Here is a 20,379-nt window from a genome sequence, read left to right on the forward strand (position 1 = left end):
CTCATAGATAACCGATAAAAAGAGTCAATAATCACCACAACTTTGCAGAATCAAGGAAGTACACCATTAAAACTGAGTAATGGTAAGCAGATCATAGCAAATGGGCAACTTGACTTTATCGATATAAACCAAGTTGATGCAACGCAAACCAACGTAGGCAAGTTACCCGAGAGTATGAATAAACTTCCTTCTGTTTAATCATTTTCAACAGCAAATTACCTCGTTTATCGCAACGCCTTAGCGCGTTACAACAACCTCACCACGAAGATAGTAATTATTTTTATCGTAAGCATCCGAATTCGTTTGTTCATCATATTGAGTGACCGTAAAGCTGGCTGCATGTATCTGTGGCATCGGCTTTGCTGACTCATATTGTGTAACGTAATAAACAATCTCACCACTTCTGTAGTAGTTGCGCTCAAACACCTCAAAATTAACAGGTTCAGCGCCTATCAATATATGGCTATCTTCCCCATTTAAGTAAAAAATATGCTGATTATCGCTGGCAAAATTTTCATCTAATCGTGAAAACCTGGCGGTATCAATATCAACATCCGCTAAAATAGCGAGACCTTGATAAAAGATATGTTGCCCGTCTTTCCCATAACTATCATCAATAGGGACAAATGACTGCGCATCTATGTTATGCATGGGTTCATCGTGATGGTAAATGACCTGATTTCCCTCATGCCCTGAGATATTCCAAAAACTATAATAATCATATGCTGAATAAGTGCTAGGATCTGCGCCCTCAACAATACGCTCGCCTTTAATCACCTGAGTATCGTTAAGCCAATAAAGATCACTGCCAATTATCTTAGCGTGCAAGTTTTCAAGGTTAACACCACTCACAGCTTGACCGCTGTAGTAAAGATGCTGTTTATCTTTAGCGTACAGTTGAGCATCATAGGTATTTAAATCAGCTTGACTGTAACTGATAAAGCTTTCAGCATCAGCGTGTTCCATTAACTTAGCATTATAGTAAACACGCTGTTCGACCACACAGTAGCCACCATTGGCAATACCTTGAAGCAGATTCTTAACCATACTGGTATAGCCAAATATCGTAAATAAAAATCCGATAACAACGGCACTTATCAGCGCCATCTTGTAACTGTTAATGCCAAAATAACTACCACCAAATAAACCAATCAACAAAAATAACGGTACCGGATAGCTTAAAAATAATAAGGCTGTTAATACCGCTTGCTTGTTATTCGTCGCGTCGGGAGCGCCAAACATCATCGGCGACATCATCATCATACTCCCCCAAAAGCACAGTGCCAACGTGACTAAGATATTAATTACTAAAGACATTATCTTCCTTGTTTAATTAGTGGTATTGGTATCATACAACAATGTTAGACCTATATTTACTTAATTGTAGAATGACAATAAAGCTACTCTTTTGCTTGTGTAAACACTCTAATATGCTCTACGGCGCTTCGCCCTAGCGCAGATAAATTATATCCTCCTTCCAAATAAGAGATAATCCCTTTGCAGCCAGTACTTTCTACCATGTCACACAACTGCTGTGTCAACCAAGCATAATCGGCCTCAACAAATTTGAGACTTGCCATATCATCTTCAAGGTGGGCATCAAACCCTGCGCTGATAAATAATAAATCAGGCTTAAATTCAGTTAATTTAGGTAACCACTGTTGGTTATACACCGATTTTAAATCATTGCCATCGCTGGCTATGGGCAACGGTGAATTAACCAATGTATCGTTATTTTCAACGGCGGTATTAGGGTAAAAAGGATGCTGAAATAATGAGCAAAGCAACACATTGTCATCATCGATAAAAATGTCTTGCGTGCCATTACCGTGGTGAACATCAAAATCGACAATCGCAATGCGCTTAATCCCTTTACTTTGCGCGTACTTCACCGAAATTGCTAAGTTATTAAACACACAAAAGCCGGCAGAGGTTGTACGGTTTGCATGATGACCCGGTGGCCGTACGGAGCAAAATGCGGCATCGAGGTTATCCGCTAATATTTCATCGACGGCTAATAGCCCTGCCCCTACCGCCCGCTCAATTGCCAAAAATGACTCTGGGCATAACCAAGTGTCGCCATCAAGTGATACTAAACCTTGTTCCGGGAGGGTGTTTTCCACCAGCGATACAAGGGCCTCATCATGGGCTAATAAGTAATGCTCACGTAATGCTTTAGGCGCTTGCTTTTGCTGCACGGCAATATCCAAGCCACTGGCCAAAAGACGATCGGTAATAGCATCTAAGCGCTCAGGACACTCTGGATGATCCGCGATCATTTTGTGTTTACGGCAAAAAGGATGAGAAATAATCGCAGTACGCATAAATGCTCCAAATGAGTTAACGACTGTAACTATAACAAAGCCACCCTTTGGTGGCTTTGCGACTTTGGTTTACTATTTAGCTTGCAAATGAAGATTTCTAAAATCAAAACTGAAATCAGTCACCGCTGTTGATACTGCACGCATTGTCGCTTCATTCACACGATTTTTAGTGCTCATATCAAAGCTAATATACGCATCAGCTTCGAGTAGCTTTTCATCCCACTTGACGATAAATGTGTTGCCCGTGTAATGCTCAAGCTGCCCTTTTAAACGTTTGGTATGCGTGAAATCAATACGTAGCTTACCGTCCAGCTCTTCAATAATAACATCACCATACCAATCATCATGCAAAGTGCCGGTGTAGCTAATATTTGGTAACTGTGGTTGATAGTCTGCAGGAGCGTCCGGCTTTGCATTTGCGTACGCTTCTTGTTTACCTTCAAAGTGCTTTTTAGCTAAATCTTCAACCCAATCTTTATCTTCCAAGTCGAGTGCATCTTCAAGCACTTCATGGGTAATAGCTGATAGCGCACTAAATGCTTGTTGATTACTAAGAATAACGATACCCAAGTTTTTTTCAGGAAGCAGTGTAACTTGCGATACCATTCCTAAAATACCACCACCATGGCCTAATTTTTTAATACCGTGGTAGTCTTCAATGCTCCAACCTAAACCATAACCTCTAAATTGCTGATGATAAGCCTCATAAGCGCTTTTTGACGCCAGTGAGGTAATATGTGGATGCCACATTTGCTCTTGTTGTTTTTCACTAAACAACTGCTCGCCATTTGGCATTTTACCATGGGCTAATTGTGTACGTAGCCATTGGCTCATATCATTCACACTGGATGCAATCGCGCCGGCACCACGAAAATCCTCTAAGTAATTAACGAAAAATGGATGTAATTGACCATCCATTGGAATATGACCCGTTGCCCAGTTCTTATTACTTTTTGGAATACGCGAAAAACCGGCGCGTGAGTTATCCATGTGCAAAGGCTGGAGAATATTCTTTTCAATATAATCATTCCAGCTCATACCTGAGACCCGCGCGACTACCTCGCCAGCGGTCACAAACATCAAGTTGTTATAAGCGTATGTGCTGCGAAAGCTACTAGCTGGTTTTAAATATTTAAGGCCTGCGAGAATTTCTTCGATTGATTTATCGGTGTCAGGCCAAATCATTAAATCCCCTTGGCCTAACCCTAAACCACTACGGTGACTTAATAAATCACGGATCGTCATTTCGCGGGTTACATAAGGGTCGTATAAACGAAATTCAGGAAGGTGATCAATTACCTTGTCATCCCAACTGAGCTTTTCTTCATCAACTAATTTTGCCAATGCCGCAACCGTAAATGCTTTAGTATTTGATGCAATACCAAATAAGGTGTCTTTATTCACCTTGCTACCAGTATCTAAGTTACTAACACCAAAGCCTTTAGCAAAAATAACCTTATCGTTTTCAACAATCGCCACGGCCATACCCGGCACATCAAAGCGCGCCATTGAATTTTCAATCACTTGATTAATGTGCTTGGTATCAATATCGGCGTAGCTATTAAATGCACAGCCCGCTAATAAGGTGGCCGCAATCGCTAGTTTAGTTAATTTCATAACAATCCTTGGAGTTATCATTTTAGTTTTTATTTTTGATGTACAGCAAACTCAATGGCTGCACGCGCACTGTCGCTATCTTGGCAGGTTGGCCGAGACTTTATGGCATCACTGTACGCATTTGGCACACCAGCTTCAAGCGCACCGCGATGAACGTGCTGCATATACCAATCGTAAGGCAGTATCTGCGCATCAGTGGTGTTGGCAATATAACAATGCGCCGCGACTTGTTGCCCATCAAGTAATGTTACTTGAATATCCACGCAGTCATAACGGGGCCCTTCGATGGCGTCTAACATCGTTTTTTCTGCGTCATTGAGTTGATATACCACGCCATATATTTGCGCGTTCTTATCATTTGATGGGCGTACATTGCCTTTTCCTGAGCCATCAGTACTTACCATATCAAAGGTTAACTCGTAACCGGCTAGTATTGCCGTACCAATACGAGTAGCGTTTGGTAAACGCGCCAACAAACGACTCGACGACATATTTGAACCAAACGAAAAATTATATACAGCCATATTCACCTACTACAGATTTCTGTTAAAACAATACTTACACTACAATTCTTATTGCTAGAGCAATCAAAATCACGCCAATACCACGGTCAAACCAATAGCCACTTTTTTGAAAAAAACCGCGAACACTAGGCTTTGATAGCACCAAGGATAGAAACGAAAACCACGCCCACGTTGCCAATGCCATATACAGCCCATAACCTGCTTGCACAATTAATGGCGTTGATTGACTGATCACTAAAGTAAACAACGACATAAAAAATAACGTGGCTTTTGGGTTTAACGCATTGGTTAAAAAGCCGCGACGAAATGCAATCCAACTGGATTCAACACCTTGAGATTGAAAAACAGTTTCTTGCTGCGCTGGCGCCGGTCTAGCACTTCTAAGCGCTTGCACACCAATGTAGGCCAAGTATGCACCCGCTAAATATTTTAATGCCATAAATACATTTGGCGATTGCGTTAATAAAACCGCAACCCCGAGTAAGCAGTAACTAACATGTAATAAAATAGCCAGGCCTACCCCAAAGCTGGTCCACAATGCATTACGACGCCCCTGCTGAACACTTTGTTTAAGCACAATGGCAAAATCTGGGCCGGGGCTTGCTACAGCAAAAAAGTGCGCCAGTGCAATCAATAAAAACTCATCTAAATAAGCCACGATTACCCCGCTTTTTTATCATCAAGCGCTAACAGCAACGGATTAGCAGTACTATTAACTAAGGCTTTTATTTCTTTTTGCGCCTTTTTGAATTGGCTGCGTAAGTGCGGCTTTAAATGCTTTTTAGAATCTTTATAGCCTTTAAAGTGGCAAATAAGGGCATGCATAAATAAGGTTTGCGGTTCACTAAGTGCAGCTTGCCTGTTCGCATAGGGGTTGTAACACGAGCCACAGCCCCCTTTAAACTGATACACCGTATTGCTCATCATTACCCCAAAACCTAAAAAACATGCCACGGCATCGGCGGCTTGTGGTAAAAACTCTTTACCGCCTGGTGGTAACACGCCCACATGGTGGATCATAATTGTCGCTAAAGTACCGGCAAAGCTGGCCACTAAATCTTGTGGCTGATTAATTTGATTTGGATTAAATGACACATTAACCGTATGGCTTGGCGGCACAATTAATTGGCTATTATCACCACGTAACTGATTACTAAAAGCAAAATGAGGAAATACTTGCGGCTGCAATTGCTGTGGAGCCACCAGCGTAATTGGCCAAGCTTGCAGCCCCGCATAGCCAACCACTCGCTCAAACACTTTACTGGCCATTTCTTCAATGCTTGAAACCGCATCGGGAAAGCATTGGTGGTTTGGCAAAACTAATTGCGAGTTATTAATGAAATAGTCGCTGTCAAAATTTTCCACCGCCCACACAAAAGTATCAATCAGCCATTGCTGCTCTTGTTCATCTAATAAAGGTTTGCTTTTAAATAACGCTAACATAGTTTGCTCTTTTGCTTATTCTTGCTCTTGTGCCCATGCCCATGCTTGGGTGTTATACAATGGCACAGTGGATAACGCATGATGATGACTGCCGGTTGACTCTTTAGTTGAATACGACAGATATAACAGAGTTCGCGTTTGCGCATCATAAATTCGACGCACTTTTAATGATTTAAATAAAATACTTTTTGATGATTTAAATACCACCTCACCCGACTTACTACGGTCAATCGCTTGTAATTGGTCGGCAGTAATTGGTCCAGTTTGGCGACACGAAATAGACATATCAGAAGGATCAGCAAAATCTAAGTTTGCTTCGATATGGCTAATATGACAGGTTACGCCTTTTACTAGAGGGTCTTGTTGCGAGTTAACTTTAATATCTTTAGTGGTAAATAATCCCAAACTAACTGATGCAACATCATCAGAGCAGCCCGCTAAGGTGATCAATAAACCTGTCAATACGCCTATCATTATAGGTTTCATATATTACTTGCTCCATGTAGGGGTAAACGATTCGTGGCTTACATTTAATATTCAGCTATGTTTCAATACTAACTTAAATTAATCACAACAACGAGCACGACACCATGAAAAAAGTATTTGTTTTACTGTGCTTACTGTTAGTAAGTCAGAGTGCGTTAGCTGGTTACTCACTGAGTATTTATACTGGTAAAAGCTTTAATCAATCATTAGAAACTAAAAACGGTTTAGCAATAGAGCTCAAAGATAGTAACCATCTTGCTTTTAGTATTGATAGAACAATTGACTCAGCTCGTTATGGTTTTTACTTTTCAAACACCGAAAGTGACTTTCAATCCTCCCCTGATAAAAACGTTGAAATGCAGTATTTTATGTTTCAAAGTGCTGTTGAAGTCCCTTTAAGTAACCACATTAATAGTTATGTCGGCGCACAAATTGGTGCAAATTACATAAGCCCTAACTTCGCCAGCTCTGATACTTTCTTTGCCAGCGGCCTGTATGGCGGTTTAGAATACTTATTTAGCGATCAAGCTCGCATCTTATTTGAAACTCGCTGGCTTGCAACAATCGTCAATAATGCCAGTAACGTTTCATGTACATTACCAACAGACGAAAACAAGCAATGCTTGTGGCATTTTGATGGTGATGTACTCAATCAGTTTCAAACCAGCTTAGGTTTCACATATCGTTTTTAGGGGAGCAAATAGATAACATGCCACATATCATCATTGAACATTCTGAAGATTTACCGGTATTACCGCAGGTATTGGTTGAAAAAATTCATCAAGCAACGTTTAACAGTGGCTTGTTTGAATTAGCAACGATTAAAACTCGCGCTATAGCCTATACACATTATCAATTGGGCGATGGTAAGGAAGGTTTTATCCATATTGGCGCACACATTATGCAAGGACGTACGATTAAACAAAAGCAACAACTCAGCGAGCAGTTGTTAGACTGTTTAAAAATATACTGCCGAGAATCAGACAGCTTAAGCGTTAACGTTCACGATATGGAACACGAAATTTACCGAAAGTGTTAAACAGCCTCTAGGGTAAATATTCAGCTTTAATACGCTTAATATCAATTTGTGGTGATTTATACGAGGTATACACTAACCAGCCTATATTTTCGATATAGGTCAAACCTGAGCTGCGGCTAAATGCACGCTCAGGTAAACGCATCAAATCATGCTGACTTTGCGTAGAAAAATCATAATAACTCAAACGGTAATCGTCCCGTTCTACATTGAAGTAATATACTCTTGATAACGCCTGAGTTGCTCCCTCAACATAGTACCAAGATGAATGATTAGACAAATTAATAGATTCAACAAGTAATTGCGCATGGCCACTATCAGGCTGTTTTATCCATAATTGTTTGGCTGCAATATCTGCAAAAATTAACGCTCCATGCTTATCCTCATACGCATACATTGTTGATTGCTCAATCGCTTTACCTAAATTATCGCCTTTGAGATTAAACCGGTATAACTCATTATTATTTGAGGTCAATATACTCTTACTATCCGGCGCCCAGCTTGGTTTGCCATGATAATTAAGGCCTGTATTTATTTGGCTGCTACTTTGTGAATTAAAATCATAAATTCGAAGGCTATTCACTTCATTTTTAGATACGACAAATGCTATATAACGTCCATCAGGTGACCAAACAGGACTATAAATAGTGGCATTTAACTGAGTTAGTTTCTTGCGTTGCGTGCCATCCTTATTGGCAATCCACAACTCTGTCGTGCCTGATTCATTTGACACAAATACCAATTTATTTTTAGTAGCACTGTAATCAGGAAAACGCGTATTAAAATGTGTAGATAAAACAGGAAATGGAGAGCTCGCCACCACATTATTTGTTTCAACTCGCATCAGCGTAGAGTCGATATCCCATTGGTGAAAATACAAACTGCCGTCTTGGCTATATTCTGGATAACTTAATCCGTCAATGTGCGCATCAACTAAGCGCCCAGTTGCTAATTCATAAAAATAACCATGCCGCTTACCTTGATCAACCCCAGAAAAAACCAACAAATCTTTACTCGGGTGCCAATCCACACCACGAATATCAACAAATCCCGAGGTCAATTGCTTAGCATTGCCAGTAGCAATTTCAACTAAAAATAGCTCTTCGTAGCCGGAGGCTAAATTTCGCGATACCACGAGCTGCTTACCATCCGGCGAAAATACCACTGATTCATCGTTAAAATCACAGTTCCCAGAGCAAGGCACTCGTGTTATTGCTAACTCATTTGATTGAAGATCAACAATATTTAGCTGTGTTTGTGCGTGATCATTTTTATCATCACTGATAAATACCAGCTGATTACCTGCGGCGTTAATATCAAGATCGGTGCTTCGGCCTTGACCGCATGTTGCCAACACCCTTGTTACTGCTGTCGTTAAATTTTGTTTAACTATTTCACACTGCCTTTGCTCATCTCGCCGATAATAAAATATATTATTTAAATCATGACTAAATACAGCACGTCCCTCAAGAAATGAGCTCTCAGTTAAGGCTATAGCCGCTTGTTCAGGTGAAAATAAATCTCGAAGATAAAGGTTTGCTTGCTGTCCAGGGCGACGCCAAGAATAAACAATAAAATGGCTGTCGTTTGAAATTGCCGGAAATAACTCCCGACCTGGGCTCGTGGTAATGGTTTCAACATGTTCAGATAAAGATGTGAACTTTAACGGCTCAAGACTCGGAATTTGCCGCTTAAAATAAAAAAACGCAAGACATACCATAACGGTAGCCACCATGACTGCAATTTTAACACTACTAAAAAGTACTTGTTTACTCTTTTTTATTTGCGTTAACTGCGGCTTTACTTCTGATTTTAGCTTTTGAGTATCTAAAAATACTGGTTGCTGTGCCAAGCGATAGCCTGTTTTGCGAACTGTAGCAATATAATCATGAGCAGGGTCTAGTTCTTTAAAGGTTTTACGCAAATGCCAGATTGCATTGGTCAGCGCTTTTTCACCGACAAATTGATTACCATCCCAGACACCATCGATTAGATCTTCACGAGTAACAAGTTCTGGATAACGCATAACAAGAAAACACAGCAACTCGACAAATTTAGGTTGCAATACACATTCACTCTCACCACATAACAGCTTATTTTCAATTGTATTAACTTCGCACTGCCCTAAGGAAAATGACTGGTTAGTTTTCATAAATAACGTATTTACACCTTATATTTAGAAGTCTAGAAGGTTAACCTTTTATTGGCACAAAAAGCAAAATAACGCGATAGACAGCATAATTACAATTTACCAACCATTCGATTGAATAAACTCAACCATATGATAATAAAGGAATAGATATAAAATAGATGTAAAATAGGGATATAAACGAGATACCTTTCATTGTGTTTTTGTTCACGATTATTTAAAACAACTCACGAATATACCCAAATCACCTCAAGATGCAGAATTCAGCGTTTTACAGGAGCTTAATATCAAGGCATTACTTTGCAACAATGACAGTCCCTTTTAACAAGAGAGTAAGTGTCTGTGAAACGCCCAAAGGGTTGGTTTAAAAGCGGATTTATACTTCGTTATTGATTTTAACAATAGAGCCAATCAATGCCTTGCCTAAATCGCTTTTAATTCTAACTGAAACTCACATCTGAGCTGGTTTGGGTATAAACCCATTCGCTAATGCATTAGTTGCTGTACTTTGAACTGCCCTTCAAAGATTACTAATACATTAGTTTTATCAAGATTCAATATGTAAGGGAAATCTGTGAGCAGTATATTAACAAAAAAATGCGCATTAGCACTGGCGATCACAGCAAGCTTTTCAGGCCAATTAATTGCAAATGATAAACAAATTGAACATCAATTAACGCCAAATAAAACAACGATAAAAGAAGAGAAACAAGAAGCCCCTGAAAAAATAGTGGTGACTGGCTCTCGCTTAAAGCGTGATAGTTTTTCTGTTGCCACACCACTAGTGACTATGGATCGCGCGGCGATTCAAGACACTGGTTTAGGTAACTTATCTGATGTTCTTGTTGATAACATGCCTGCACTTAGCCAAAGTATAGGCAACAATACAAGTCAATCGAGTATTTCTGGCACTGGCCTTTCAACCGTTCAATTACGTGACTTAGGCGCTAATCGTACCCTTACTCTTATTGATGGTCGCCGTGTAGTGTCAAATAGCTATGGCGGTAACTATGTAAGCTTAAATACCATTCCAAGTGGCATGGTTGAACGTGTTGAAATAATCAGTGGTGGCGCATCTGCAACTTATGGAGCCGATGCAGTCGCTGGGGTCGTCAATATAATTACCCAATCAAAAAAAGAAGGCTTTGATTTTCAGGCTCGTGGTGGCCAAACCACTGAAGGTGGCGGCAAAGAGTTTACTCTTGATTTAAACTACGGCGATTCATTTGCTAATAATAAAGGGTATGTGTTTTTTAGTGCTAACTGGGACCGCGATTTTGGCATTAGTTACTATGATCGCGATCGTGCAAAAATAGAAGCCGCACATAGCTATAATAACACTCTTATGTGCAATCAAATGATGACCGAAAGTGGCTCTAAATGTATGCGTGACATTACTCAAGCTGATTGGGTAAGTAAAAGTGATGGCACCTTAGGCGGCGTTTTTCTAGAAAACAATAACAACGAAACGCAATTTTGGTATGACGGTCAAACACTGCGTGATGACTGGAAAGGCAATGAAGAAATATACGGTATTAACTCAAATCAGTACGTAATGCTGGATGTACCAAGTGATAACCTGTCAACAGCTGTAAAAATCGATTTTGATATCAGCGACGACATCATGAGTTACTTCCAACTGCAATATAGTAAAAGTGGCTCGTTCAACAGTAAGTCACCTGAAGATGAATATGAGGGTGCATTCGTACCGCGTTATGATGCTGTAACAGGCGATCCAATCGCAGATATCGCACCGGGCTACATTCCAATTAATAACCCGTATGTGCCACAACAAATCTTAGACGCAAATCCATACAAAGACCGCATTTATTGGGATCGTCGCTTTGGCGAAGTCGGTAATATCAGTACTGATAATGACCGTACCACTATCCGGACATGGGCAGGCCTACAAGGTACTATGTTTAATCACCAATGGGATTGGGATGTATCAGCCGGATATGGGCAATTTAAACAGCATCAAATCCGTAATAATGAACTGAATGTAATAAATTTAAATCAAGCATTACAAGCGGAGAAACTTGCTGATGGCTCTATTCAATGTATAGATGAAGCAGCCCGTGCAGCAGGCTGTGTACCAATCAATCTATTTGGTGAAGGTTCAATTACTCCAGATATGGCCGACTGGATCCGTAGCAACCCGATTATTGATACAAAGATTCAGCAATATACAGTGATGGGTTACATCACAGGTGATTTATTTGAATTACCAGCAGGGAGTGTTTCTGCGGTATTTGGTGGCGAATATCGTAAAGATAGCCAAAGCTTAGATACCAGTGAGGACATGAAAGTTGGCGGTATTACGTTTAACGTTGTTCCTTCGTTTTATGGTGAAGTTGAAGTCTATGAAGCCTTTGCAGAATTGGCGATTCCACTACTAAAAGATGCCCCTCTTGCAAAAAGCTTATCCGCTGAAACCTCGTTACGCTTAGCTAATTACAGCATGGAAAACGTCAATACTGTAGCCAGCTATAAACTAGGTTTACTATGGCAGCCAGTTGATGGCTACATGGTACGCGCAAATTATGCTCGCGCACAGCGCGCTCCAACGATTACCGAATTGATGTCTCCACCGCGTGGCGATTTCGACTCATATGATGATATTTGTGATGGCTTAACGGCGACCTCAACTAAGCCAGGTCATGATAATTGTCGTTTAGAGCCAACTCTTGCTAAACAGCTAGCTGAGGATCCTAACTTTAAATTCGACAGCGAAGATAACAATTATTCTCCAGGTACAGGTAACCCTAACCTTAAAGAAGAAACGGCCGATACCTATACCTTTGGTGTAACACTATCACCGGAGTTTTTCCGTGGTTTTAATCTCGCCATCGATTACTACGATATTGCCATTATTGATGCGATTGATGAGATCAGTAACGAAAATATTATGAATGAATGTTACGATTCTGAAGCAGCTTGGGGTAGCAATAATGAGTTCTGTAATGATATCACCCGAAATAACGAAGGTAACATTATCAAAATTCTACAGCGTGAATATAATTTAGATGAGCTGACAGCCCGTGGTTATGATGTAGTCGCGACTTATGATTTTGATATTGGTAGTTATGGCGAAGTATCTTTAAAGCTTGACTACAATCACGTTATTGAAAACTCACAAACCTATGAAGGTTTAGATGGCAATAACGTAGTTACTCATTATGCTGGATATGGTCGCAGTAAAGACAAAGCCGCGATGTCAATTGCATGGAGTTTGGATGACTTGCGTATTCGTTGGCGTACCAACTTCTTGGGCTCTTTTAAAGCCGATCAACAAGATGAAAAAGATTACCTAACGGCCGTGTTAGAAAACAATGAAAACTGTGCCGCTGCAAGTGCAGACTGTATTTCCAACCCAGAGCCTCTTGCTTATCAAGACTACGGCTCATATATAAAGCATAGTTTATCAGCTTCTTACACTATGGCCTTAACTTCAAACAGCGACTTACGCGTGTTTGGTGGAATTAATAATATATTTGATAATAAAGGCGCATTCTACCCAAGTGGCAACGGTAATTATTACAGTGGATATGGCGGTGGTACTGGTCGTTATATGTACTTAGGTGCGCAATATAGTTTTTAAATGATAGCGTCTAAAATTTATTGCTAACGAAGTGTTAATGATTCGTTAGTTTTATAACTACTAGGTTGTTGTCAAAGGTACGTATCGCAAGAACGTACCTTTTTTATTTAAACCTAGAACCAGTTTTGCATTTCTATTAATCTTGACTCGGTGCGTGCGTATTCAAATGCCAGCTTTTTACCTTGATATAAATCAGCAATGCCAACCTCGCTACTCAGTATCAATAACTTGCCACGGTCGTAAAATTCATCCACTAAAGCAATAAAGCGTCGCGCTTCATCGTCTAGTGTATGTTCTTGTAAATCTTGTTTTTCACGCTGATAGCTATCTTCAATACCATGCACTATTTGCTTACCTGTTGCCGCAGCGCCCATTACTGGCACATTACAGATATACACACGCTGATAGTACTTTGCTAAATGAATATAATCAGCGGTACTACGCGGGCCTGAGCACAACGCCATAAAATCAAACATAATGGCATTATTGCTGAGCCTTAAACACGCCAGTTTACGCCCGTAAATAGAAATATCAGTTGCTGTTTGTAAGTTATCTGCAAAAGCCAAAAAATCAGCATCCAGTTCAGAGTTAGCCGAGCTGTTAAAATAATGAGTTGCGTGCTTACCAAAACGAAATCGGTGGTCAACAGAGCCTGTGACATTAATAATATGACAATGCGCTTTAATTAACGCTATGGTGGGTAAAAAGCGCGCTCGCTGCAAGCCGTTATAATAAAGCTGCTCAGGTTGACAATTTGACGTAGCAACCAAAATGATGCCTTTGGCAAACAAGGCTTTAAATAGGCCGGCCATGATCATAGCATCGCCAATATCAGAGACAAAAAACTCATCAAAACAAATTAATTTAAGCGTTTCTGACCACTCATTTGCTATTTTATCCAGCGGGTTTTTAACCCCTTGCAACTGTCCTAGACGAGTATGTACTTGAGCAATAAAATGATGGAAGTGTAAACGTGTTTTTTGTTTAATTGCTACAGTCTCAAAAAACACATCCATTAGCATCGATTTACCCCGTCCAACAGGTCCATACAAATAAATGCCTTGCAAAGATACCGATTTTTGCCACCAATGATGCGGTTTATCAATGGCAATTGCGAGATTGTCTAGTGCATTCACCGCTGCTAATTGGGCATCATCAAATTGCAATTTACCGGTGGCTATTTGCTGTTGATAATATGCTAATATTTGTCCTCTGTGTACTGTCATGCGTTATCACGATCCGTTATACTCGCCGCCATTGTAGTCGACTAGAAGTGTGAACCCAATGAAATTCCCTTGCCGCCTAGATAAATTTATTAGCCATCTAGCAGAAACGCCACGCACCAAAGCGAGAGCAGGAATAAAGCGTAAAGATGCCAGCGTAAATGGCGAGGTGATCAGCGCTTATGATCATCCAATCACAGCGACAGATAACGTATTATGGCAAGGTAAGCCGCTAGTTTTTCTAGGTAAACGCTATTATATGCTGAATAAACCGGTCGGTTATGTATGCGCCAACAGTGACGAGTTACACCCAACGGTATTTGATTTACTCGATGAACCTAACATGAGTGATTTTCATGTTGCAGGTCGGCTTGATCTCGATACAACTGGGCTTGTGATCATTACCAATGATGGCGATTGGTCACATAAAATCACCTCCCCAAAACATAACAAATTTAAGACTTACCTGATTGAAACACAAGAACCTCTAACGGATGATGCGCTGGAAAAACTTCGCCAAGGAGTGCAATTACACAACGAAAAAGAACTAACCAGACCCGCAATTGCAGAGCAACTTGCCACATATCGTATGCGTCTGTCGATCTGCGAAGGTAAATATCATCAGGTTAAACGCATGCTCGCTGCAGTAGGCAATAAGGTCGTTGAATTACATAGAGAAAAAGTAGCAAATATCGAGCTTGATGAGGCTCTTGCTAGCGGAGAATATCGACTCTTAAGCGCAGCAGAAATCACGCTTTAATTTACCCGTAATGGAAACTTGAGTAAAAGTCACGTCTAATTCCCATATTATTGTTAATTAAAGCTAACATCTGGCCGACAAACATGGTAGAAAATCATGGTCATAAAAATAATAAGGGGCGCGATGTGCTGTCAGGTTTAGCATTAAGAACTAAAATAATTTTGTTCGCTGGAGCGATGTTTGTAGCACTCAATGCTATTGCATTACTGGGCTTACAATCTCTTCGCCACGCAAGTGAAAGCGATAATATTGCCCGTATCAATCAACTCATGAAAAGCACGACAAATATTGTCGAGCAATTTGAGTTACTTGCTAAAAATGGGCAACTAACCGAGCAACAGGCGCGTGAATTTGCCACGCAAATGTTGCGTGAAAACAAATACCACGACAGTGAATATGTGTACGTAGTGAATGATAAACTCGACTTTATTGCTACACCTCACGATCCGCAGCTACACAACACCAGTTTTAATGATTTCAAAGATGCCAGCGGTAACAGTATTGGTCGTATGGTTGAACAATTAGTCGGTAATCAAACCAACAAAATTATTACCTATCATTGGGATTCTGTCCGTGATGGTGAAACCGTTGACCTAACCTCTGTGGTGCAAAAAACCCCTTACTTTGGTTGGTATGTTGGTACCGGGATCAGCGAAAAAGAAGTTGATGAGCGTTACTGGAATACCGCTAAGTGGTTACTAGGCTTGTCACTACTTATTGCCCTTGCTTTAACTGCTGCAATTGCTCGCTTTGGTATTTCTTTAAGCAACGCGTTAGGCGGTGAAGTCACTGAGGTAATTGGTATTGTTAAGCAAGTTTCTCGTGGCAACTTAAATTCGCATATTCGTACTGACGCCCAACCTGAAAGCATTATTGCTGCCATGCACTATATGCAACAAGGGCTACGGGGTGTAGTTGGCAGTATTAAAGATGTTACTGATAGTCTAAAAAATCAGAGTTTAGATAACGAATCCCGCTCAACTGAGCTTGATAAACTGACCCGCAGCCTAAACGAAGAAACCCATATGGTCGCATCAGCTATCACTGAGCTAACAGCCTCTGCGCAAACAGTGGTTGAGCATGCCGAGCAAGCCGCCTTTTCAGTACAAGAAGCCGAAAGCCAAGGACAAAATGCCAGTCATTTAACTGCTGAGGCAGCAAATACCATAGCTCTTTTAGAGCAACAAATTGACAGCGCTGGTAATAACATCCAACTCCTTGATGATGAAGTAAATAATATTGCAAATGTGCTTACTGTTATTCAAAGTATTGCCGAGCAAACTAACCTGTTAGCACTCAATGCAGCCATTGAAGCTGCCCGTGCCGGTGAACAAGGAAGAGGCTTTGCGGTCGTTGCGGATGAAGTACGTCAACTAGCGCAGCGCACGCAAACTAGCACAGAAGAAATTCGTACTATGATCGGTAAATTACAATCCGCCACTAAAGATGCAAAAACTTCAGTTAACTTAAGTATTGCCACCAGTGAACAAACCGTAGCGAAATCTAAAGATGCCAGTGAAGAGTTGCAGCGTGTTGCTGCATCTTTGAGTGCCATAGCACAAATGAGCCATCAAATAGCCATTGCAGCTAAAGAGCAGCTCGATGCAGGGGAAGACACAGCAAGACGCATTGTGACCATCTCTGACACCGCCTCACAGACCGCAGACCTATCGCATCAAGCCCATGCCGCAACGGACTTGATAAAAGGGCTGACTAGCGATTTAGAAGCTGAAACCGGCAAGTTTAGATCCTAGTAATTGGTTACCTAAAACTAAAAAGCCCGCGTTAATTACGCGGGCTTTTTAATTGAATTGATTAAGTTAAGATTTAATTTGTACTAAATCAAAATCAGCCATACTTGGTACTATCATTTGTAATCGTGATTCGGTGACATCAAGCGAGTTTAAACATTCACAGTATTCTGAGGCTTTTAACTCTAACTGTTGAGCTTTTTTCTGCAATGACTTATCGATTTCTTTTGAAATAATATCCATGCGCTGTCCCATGTCATTGATACGATCTTCAATATTACCTTCGCGGGACTTAAATGCATCACCTAGAGAAACTAAAATAGCGCCGAGAGAGCCATGAACTGCAGAGTGAATTTTTTGACTGATCTCTTCGGTAAAAAAATCATCAATTTTGGATAGTGATTGTGGGGCAATAAAAAAGAAATCATCGCCGCGTTTAAATTTATCCATTAAAGCGCGCTCAACATATTGCAGTTGCGTTTTTAGCACTTCCGACTCTTTGTCCGACATACCTTCAACAACTTGCTCTATCGCACTTAAGCCAAGATTAACACCGTCAGTTGCCAACTCTACCAACTCAGGCACCGTATCGCGAATACCCGCGCTAAACTGTTTTAACACTAGGGTTTCATCTGACGTTAGATCAATCCAATAGCCACGGATAAAGAGTTGATTATCATTATTTATTTGTACGCGGGTTTGGCCCTTATCAACAATACGAATGACATCATCAGTGATGATCAAACCATGCCTTAGCTCTACTTCGCACACGGCTTTAGCGCTGACATTAAGACTTGATAGTGCTATGGACATCGCCAATATCGAACGAGATAAAAACGCCATAAACACCTCAAAAAGACTAAAAATGGAAGGCGGCTAGGTTAACAAAAAACCAGTTTTATGCAAGAGAAACTAGGCCCTAGCTTCTAGGGCCTTATAGATAACATTTAAATTGGTGATCCTGGTGGGATTGGTAATGCAGTAAAATTTGTAGGCCAATTGCCGGTAGCCAGAAACTGTTTAATTTGATCGGCTAAGTATTGCTTAAACGCACTTTCACCAACATCAGCACTGCTAAGTAAAGACTCTTGCTGATACGCCTTACTCAGTTTTACTAAGTAATAACGCAACTGAGCTTGCACCTCTGGAGCAACTTTATCACTGGCGACTAAATCAGCAAACTGCTTTGCTGTTAATAACTGCACCCGCTGAGTGATTTTGCCTGCCATGCCTTTTTTACTCTGAATCAAAAACACCTGCTGATAAACCTTTGCAAGCAGTTCATCTAAGCTAAAAAATGCATCACTGCGCGCTTGTTGCTGTGCTAAACGATTTAATCGTTGGCTATTTAGCAATAACGCTAAACTATGTTGTGCAGCCACTTCGGGTAGCGCCATTGCATCTAAGGTTAAGCCAGTGCGGCCAACAATGCTTTCTCGGCTTTTAGATTCGCCATAGGCCTTGGGTGGAATTAGCGCTAACACTGATTCTGGTAATACTAAATTGTCAGCATTTAGGGTAGTTAAGATGGCCTTTAAAGCGAGCTGTTGAGTTGCCTTTGCAACAACTTGTGCACCTTTTACCATACCTTGACCACGTACTTCGTAATCATAATCAACACCTGCAATCAGTTTTACAGCAGACTCGACCTGATAACGATGGAATAAATACAGCGGCACCAGCATCTCTTCTAGCTGAGATAGTGAGGTTCCTTCTTTGATATTGTTAATACCAAATTTAGCGAGTGCTTGTTGTCTTACGTCAAGCACTCTTAATAGCTCTTCACTTGGCGAACTGCCGTTATCCCATAAATGTGCTGTTGGATGCGCGCCACCTTGCGCTCGTGCATCACTATCAGAAATAAACTCCAGCCCTTTAGCCTGGTTATCCGCTAAAATTGCACTTAGTTCTGCATCTTCATCAAGGTTACGAAAATCACTGTAACCGTACTTTATAACTTGCGTATCCCACTGCCCCATACCTTGTGCATAACCTCGGCTCACATCGAGTTCACCTTGGTCATTAAAGCCCACTAGTGGGTGCGGATAATCCATCACCGAAGCACGATCAGCCACTGACGCAGAGAAATTATGCGCTATACCAAGTGTGTGACCAATTTCGTGAGCACTGAGCTGGCGAATACGATCAAGTGCCATTGCTTGTAACGTTTTTGCCACTTCATTACCTTCTAAATAAGGCGCTGCAAGTGCTTCAGCTATTAAAATATCTTGGCGCACACGCAGTGAGCCTAATGTAACGTGACCTTTTAAAATCTCACCTGTACGCGGATCGATCACCGAGCTGCCATAAGACCAACCGCGCGTTGCACGATGCACCCACTGGATCACGTTATAACGCACATCCATAGGATCCGCGTTATCTGGTAACACTTTAACAATAAATGCATTTTTATAACCCGCTTGAGAAAACGCATCATCCCACCATTTTGCGCCATCGAGTAACGCTGTTTTTACCGGCTCTGGTACGCCAGGATCTAAATAATAAATAATCGGCTCAACGGGTTCGCTAATAGGTAAGCTTGGGTCTTTTTTCGCTAGACGATGACGCGGAATATAACGTACCAACATTGATTCACTTAATGGCGCGGCATAATCTTTATGTTCAATACTCCAATAACCTGATTGCGGATGAAACGCACGTGGCGTGTAATTATCATCAGGTAACTGTATTAAAGAGTGATGCATATGCACGGTTAATGCGTAAGGGTCAGCACTGACCTGACGAATATACTCACCCGGTTGAGTGCCATTAAATGTCAGTACAGCTTCAAGTTCAGTATTTTTCATAAACGCTTTTGAGCGATCCATATTTACTGCACTGCGACTTTCATCAAGGCTAAAATTGCCTTGTTTACGTGCAGCAAGCGTTCGACCCACACCATGTACATCGCTCAGTAAATAGGGCGTATAATCAATCAAGACAGCTTGCGGGCTTTGTGCAACCACTTTAAAACCCGCTAAAATACTTGATGCAAAGGCTTCTTGAATACTTTTTTGTTCGGCTTTATTGCTGGTATTTGCACGGTAGTAGGTATTAATAGCCCGTAACATCACTTTATCGCCAAAGCGCTCAAACTGTACTAGATGCGTATTGCCTAACTGGCCGCGATCAAGGCCAATATCGTTAGAGCCGACACCATAAGGCAAGCTTTGCTGTAATAAAAATTGCTGCTTGAGTTTATCAACTTTTAAATAAATTTTACCGTTTTGAGTGTCGTAATAAAAAGAGAAGTAGCCCGGAAAATGATTCATTTGTTCAGTAAAATCATTAATAGACTTAATTGCTGCGTGCGCTTGGGTTATCATAGTTAGCAACACAGTAAAGAGTATGTAACGTATCAATGGTATTTTTTGCATAATCTTATCTTTGTTATTCGCGTTTTAAATACGGTTAAGGTGTGTCCAGTATAGGATGTTGCACCTAAAATACAGTTATTTAAGACGA

Annotated in this window: 16 protein-coding genes; 5 read left to right on the forward strand and 11 right to left on the reverse strand. The window is 40.9% G+C overall.

The window, feature by feature from the left end; translation table 11 throughout:
* Positions 1–237: 237 nt before the first annotated feature.
* From H5182_RS04985 to H5182_RS05015, 7 genes are all read right to left on the reverse strand, one after another.
* On the reverse strand, positions 238–1,317 hold the full coding sequence (locus H5182_RS04985) for a DKNYY domain-containing protein (RefSeq protein WP_182759621.1): 1,080 nt from the start codon (positions 1,315–1,317) through the stop codon (positions 238–240).
* Between the two features lie 83 nt (positions 1,318–1,400).
* Positions 1,401–2,324 carry a histone deacetylase family protein gene (locus H5182_RS04990; RefSeq protein ID WP_182759622.1) on the reverse strand — a complete coding sequence of 308 codons (924 nt, stop codon included), beginning with the start codon at positions 2,322–2,324 and terminating at the stop codon, positions 1,401–1,403.
* A 72-nt stretch (positions 2,325–2,396) separates the two neighbouring features.
* On the reverse strand, positions 2,397–3,941 hold the full coding sequence (locus H5182_RS04995) for a serine hydrolase (RefSeq protein ID WP_182759623.1): 1,545 nt from the start codon (positions 3,939–3,941) through the stop codon (positions 2,397–2,399).
* 29 nt (positions 3,942–3,970) lie between these two features.
* Positions 3,971–4,465 carry a gamma-glutamylcyclotransferase family protein gene (locus tag H5182_RS05000; RefSeq protein ID WP_182759624.1) on the reverse strand — a complete coding sequence of 165 codons (495 nt, stop codon included), beginning with the start codon at positions 4,463–4,465 and terminating at the stop codon, positions 3,971–3,973.
* A gap of 34 nt (positions 4,466–4,499) precedes the next feature.
* Complete coding sequence (locus H5182_RS05005) at positions 4,500–5,123, reverse strand: LysE family translocator (protein WP_145234766.1); 624 nt, start codon at positions 5,121–5,123, stop codon at positions 4,500–4,502.
* Positions 5,124–5,125: 2 nt separating this feature from the next.
* Positions 5,126–5,908 (reverse strand): hypothetical protein, encoded by a 783-nt coding sequence (locus tag H5182_RS05010; protein WP_145234763.1) that lies wholly within the window; start codon positions 5,906–5,908, stop codon positions 5,126–5,128.
* A gap of 15 nt (positions 5,909–5,923) precedes the next feature.
* Positions 5,924–6,394, reverse strand: coding sequence for a CreA family protein (locus H5182_RS05015; RefSeq protein WP_182717226.1), 471 nt, complete (start codon positions 6,392–6,394; stop codon positions 5,924–5,926).
* Between the two features lie 104 nt (positions 6,395–6,498).
* Here H5182_RS05015 and H5182_RS05020 point away from each other — a divergent pair, with 104 nt between their 5' ends.
* Both H5182_RS05020 and H5182_RS05025 read left to right on the forward strand, forming a co-directional pair.
* Complete coding sequence (locus H5182_RS05020; protein WP_182731317.1) at positions 6,499–7,086, forward strand: outer membrane beta-barrel protein; 588 nt, start codon at positions 6,499–6,501, stop codon at positions 7,084–7,086.
* Between the two features lie 17 nt (positions 7,087–7,103).
* Positions 7,104–7,433, forward strand: a complete 330-nt coding sequence (locus tag H5182_RS05025) for a 5-carboxymethyl-2-hydroxymuconate Delta-isomerase (RefSeq protein ID WP_145234757.1) — start codon at positions 7,104–7,106, stop codon at positions 7,431–7,433.
* 7 nt (positions 7,434–7,440) lie between these two features.
* On the opposite strand, the gene H5182_RS05030 is transcribed toward H5182_RS05025, so the two are convergent.
* Positions 7,441–9,582, reverse strand: coding sequence for a winged helix-turn-helix domain-containing protein (locus H5182_RS05030; protein ID WP_182759625.1), 2,142 nt, complete (start codon positions 9,580–9,582; stop codon positions 7,441–7,443).
* Positions 9,583–10,153: 571 nt separating this feature from the next.
* Between H5182_RS05030 and H5182_RS05035 the strand changes: the two genes are divergently transcribed.
* A complete protein-coding gene (locus H5182_RS05035) occupies positions 10,154–13,180 on the forward strand; it encodes a TonB-dependent receptor domain-containing protein (protein ID WP_145234753.1) in 3,027 nt (1,008 codons plus the stop codon).
* A gap of 113 nt (positions 13,181–13,293) precedes the next feature.
* Here the strand turns inward: H5182_RS05035 and zapE are convergent, their stop codons facing one another.
* Positions 13,294–14,406: a cell division protein ZapE gene (zapE, locus tag H5182_RS05040; RefSeq protein WP_182759626.1), complete on the reverse strand. Its 1,113-nt coding sequence runs from the start codon at positions 14,404–14,406 to the stop codon at positions 13,294–13,296.
* Between the two features lie 58 nt (positions 14,407–14,464).
* Between zapE and rsuA the strand changes: the two genes are divergently transcribed.
* The gene (gene rsuA, locus H5182_RS05045) at positions 14,465–15,163 is read left to right on the forward strand and encodes a 16S rRNA pseudouridine(516) synthase RsuA (RefSeq protein WP_145234749.1); all 699 of its coding nucleotides are present in this window, start codon (positions 14,465–14,467) and stop codon (positions 15,161–15,163) included.
* Between the two features lie 83 nt (positions 15,164–15,246).
* Positions 15,247–16,917, forward strand: coding sequence for a methyl-accepting chemotaxis protein (locus tag H5182_RS05050; RefSeq protein WP_182731312.1), 1,671 nt, complete (start codon positions 15,247–15,249; stop codon positions 16,915–16,917).
* 66 nt (positions 16,918–16,983) lie between these two features.
* Here H5182_RS05050 and H5182_RS05055 read toward each other — a convergent pair whose 3' ends face one another.
* The gene (locus tag H5182_RS05055) at positions 16,984–17,757 is read right to left on the reverse strand and encodes a YggN family protein (RefSeq protein ID WP_149983146.1); all 774 of its coding nucleotides are present in this window, start codon (positions 17,755–17,757) and stop codon (positions 16,984–16,986) included.
* A 104-nt stretch (positions 17,758–17,861) separates the two neighbouring features.
* Positions 17,862–20,291, reverse strand: a complete 2,430-nt coding sequence (locus H5182_RS05060) for a zinc-dependent metalloprotease (protein ID WP_182759627.1) — start codon at positions 20,289–20,291, stop codon at positions 17,862–17,864.
* Positions 20,292–20,379 lie beyond the last annotated feature (88 nt).

The sequence above is a fragment of the Pseudoalteromonas sp. SG44-17 genome (assembly GCF_014164235.1).
GTDB lineage: Bacteria > Pseudomonadota > Gammaproteobacteria > Enterobacterales > Alteromonadaceae > Pseudoalteromonas > Pseudoalteromonas rhizosphaerae.

Bases quoted from the DNA above. Each gene is read 5' to 3' on its own strand.
- H5182_RS05010 (WP_145234763.1), bottom strand. From the start codon at position 5,908: ATGTTAGCGTTATTTAAAAGCAAACCTTTATTAGATGAACAAGAGCAG.
- H5182_RS05015 (WP_182717226.1), bottom strand. From the start codon at position 6,394: ATGAAACCTATAATGATAGGCGTATTGACAGGTTTATTGATCACCTTA.
- H5182_RS05025 (WP_145234757.1), top strand. From the start codon at position 7,104: ATGCCACATATCATCATTGAACATTCTGAAGATTTACCGGTATTACCG.
- zapE (WP_182759626.1), bottom strand. From the start codon at position 14,406: ATGACAGTACACAGAGGACAAATATTAGCATATTATCAACAGCAAATA.
- H5182_RS05055 (WP_149983146.1), bottom strand. From the start codon at position 17,757: ATGGCGTTTTTATCTCGTTCGATATTGGCGATGTCCATAGCACTATCA.
- H5182_RS04985 (WP_182759621.1), bottom strand. From the start codon at position 1,317: ATGTCTTTAGTAATTAATATCTTAGTCACGTTGGCACTGTGCTTTTGG.
- H5182_RS05020 (WP_182731317.1), top strand. From the start codon at position 6,499: ATGAAAAAAGTATTTGTTTTACTGTGCTTACTGTTAGTAAGTCAGAGT.
- H5182_RS04990 (WP_182759622.1), bottom strand. From the start codon at position 2,324: ATGCGTACTGCGATTATTTCTCATCCTTTTTGCCGTAAACACAAAATG.
- H5182_RS05030 (WP_182759625.1), bottom strand. From the start codon at position 9,582: ATGAAAACTAACCAGTCATTTTCCTTAGGGCAGTGCGAAGTTAATACA.
- H5182_RS05050 (WP_182731312.1), top strand. From the start codon at position 15,247: ATGGTAGAAAATCATGGTCATAAAAATAATAAGGGGCGCGATGTGCTG.
- H5182_RS05060 (WP_182759627.1), bottom strand. From the start codon at position 20,291: ATGCAAAAAATACCATTGATACGTTACATACTCTTTACTGTGTTGCTA.
- H5182_RS05000 (WP_182759624.1), bottom strand. From the start codon at position 4,465: ATGGCTGTATATAATTTTTCGTTTGGTTCAAATATGTCGTCGAGTCGT.
- rsuA (WP_145234749.1), top strand. From the start codon at position 14,465: ATGAAATTCCCTTGCCGCCTAGATAAATTTATTAGCCATCTAGCAGAA.
- H5182_RS04995 (WP_182759623.1), bottom strand. From the start codon at position 3,941: ATGAAATTAACTAAACTAGCGATTGCGGCCACCTTATTAGCGGGCTGT.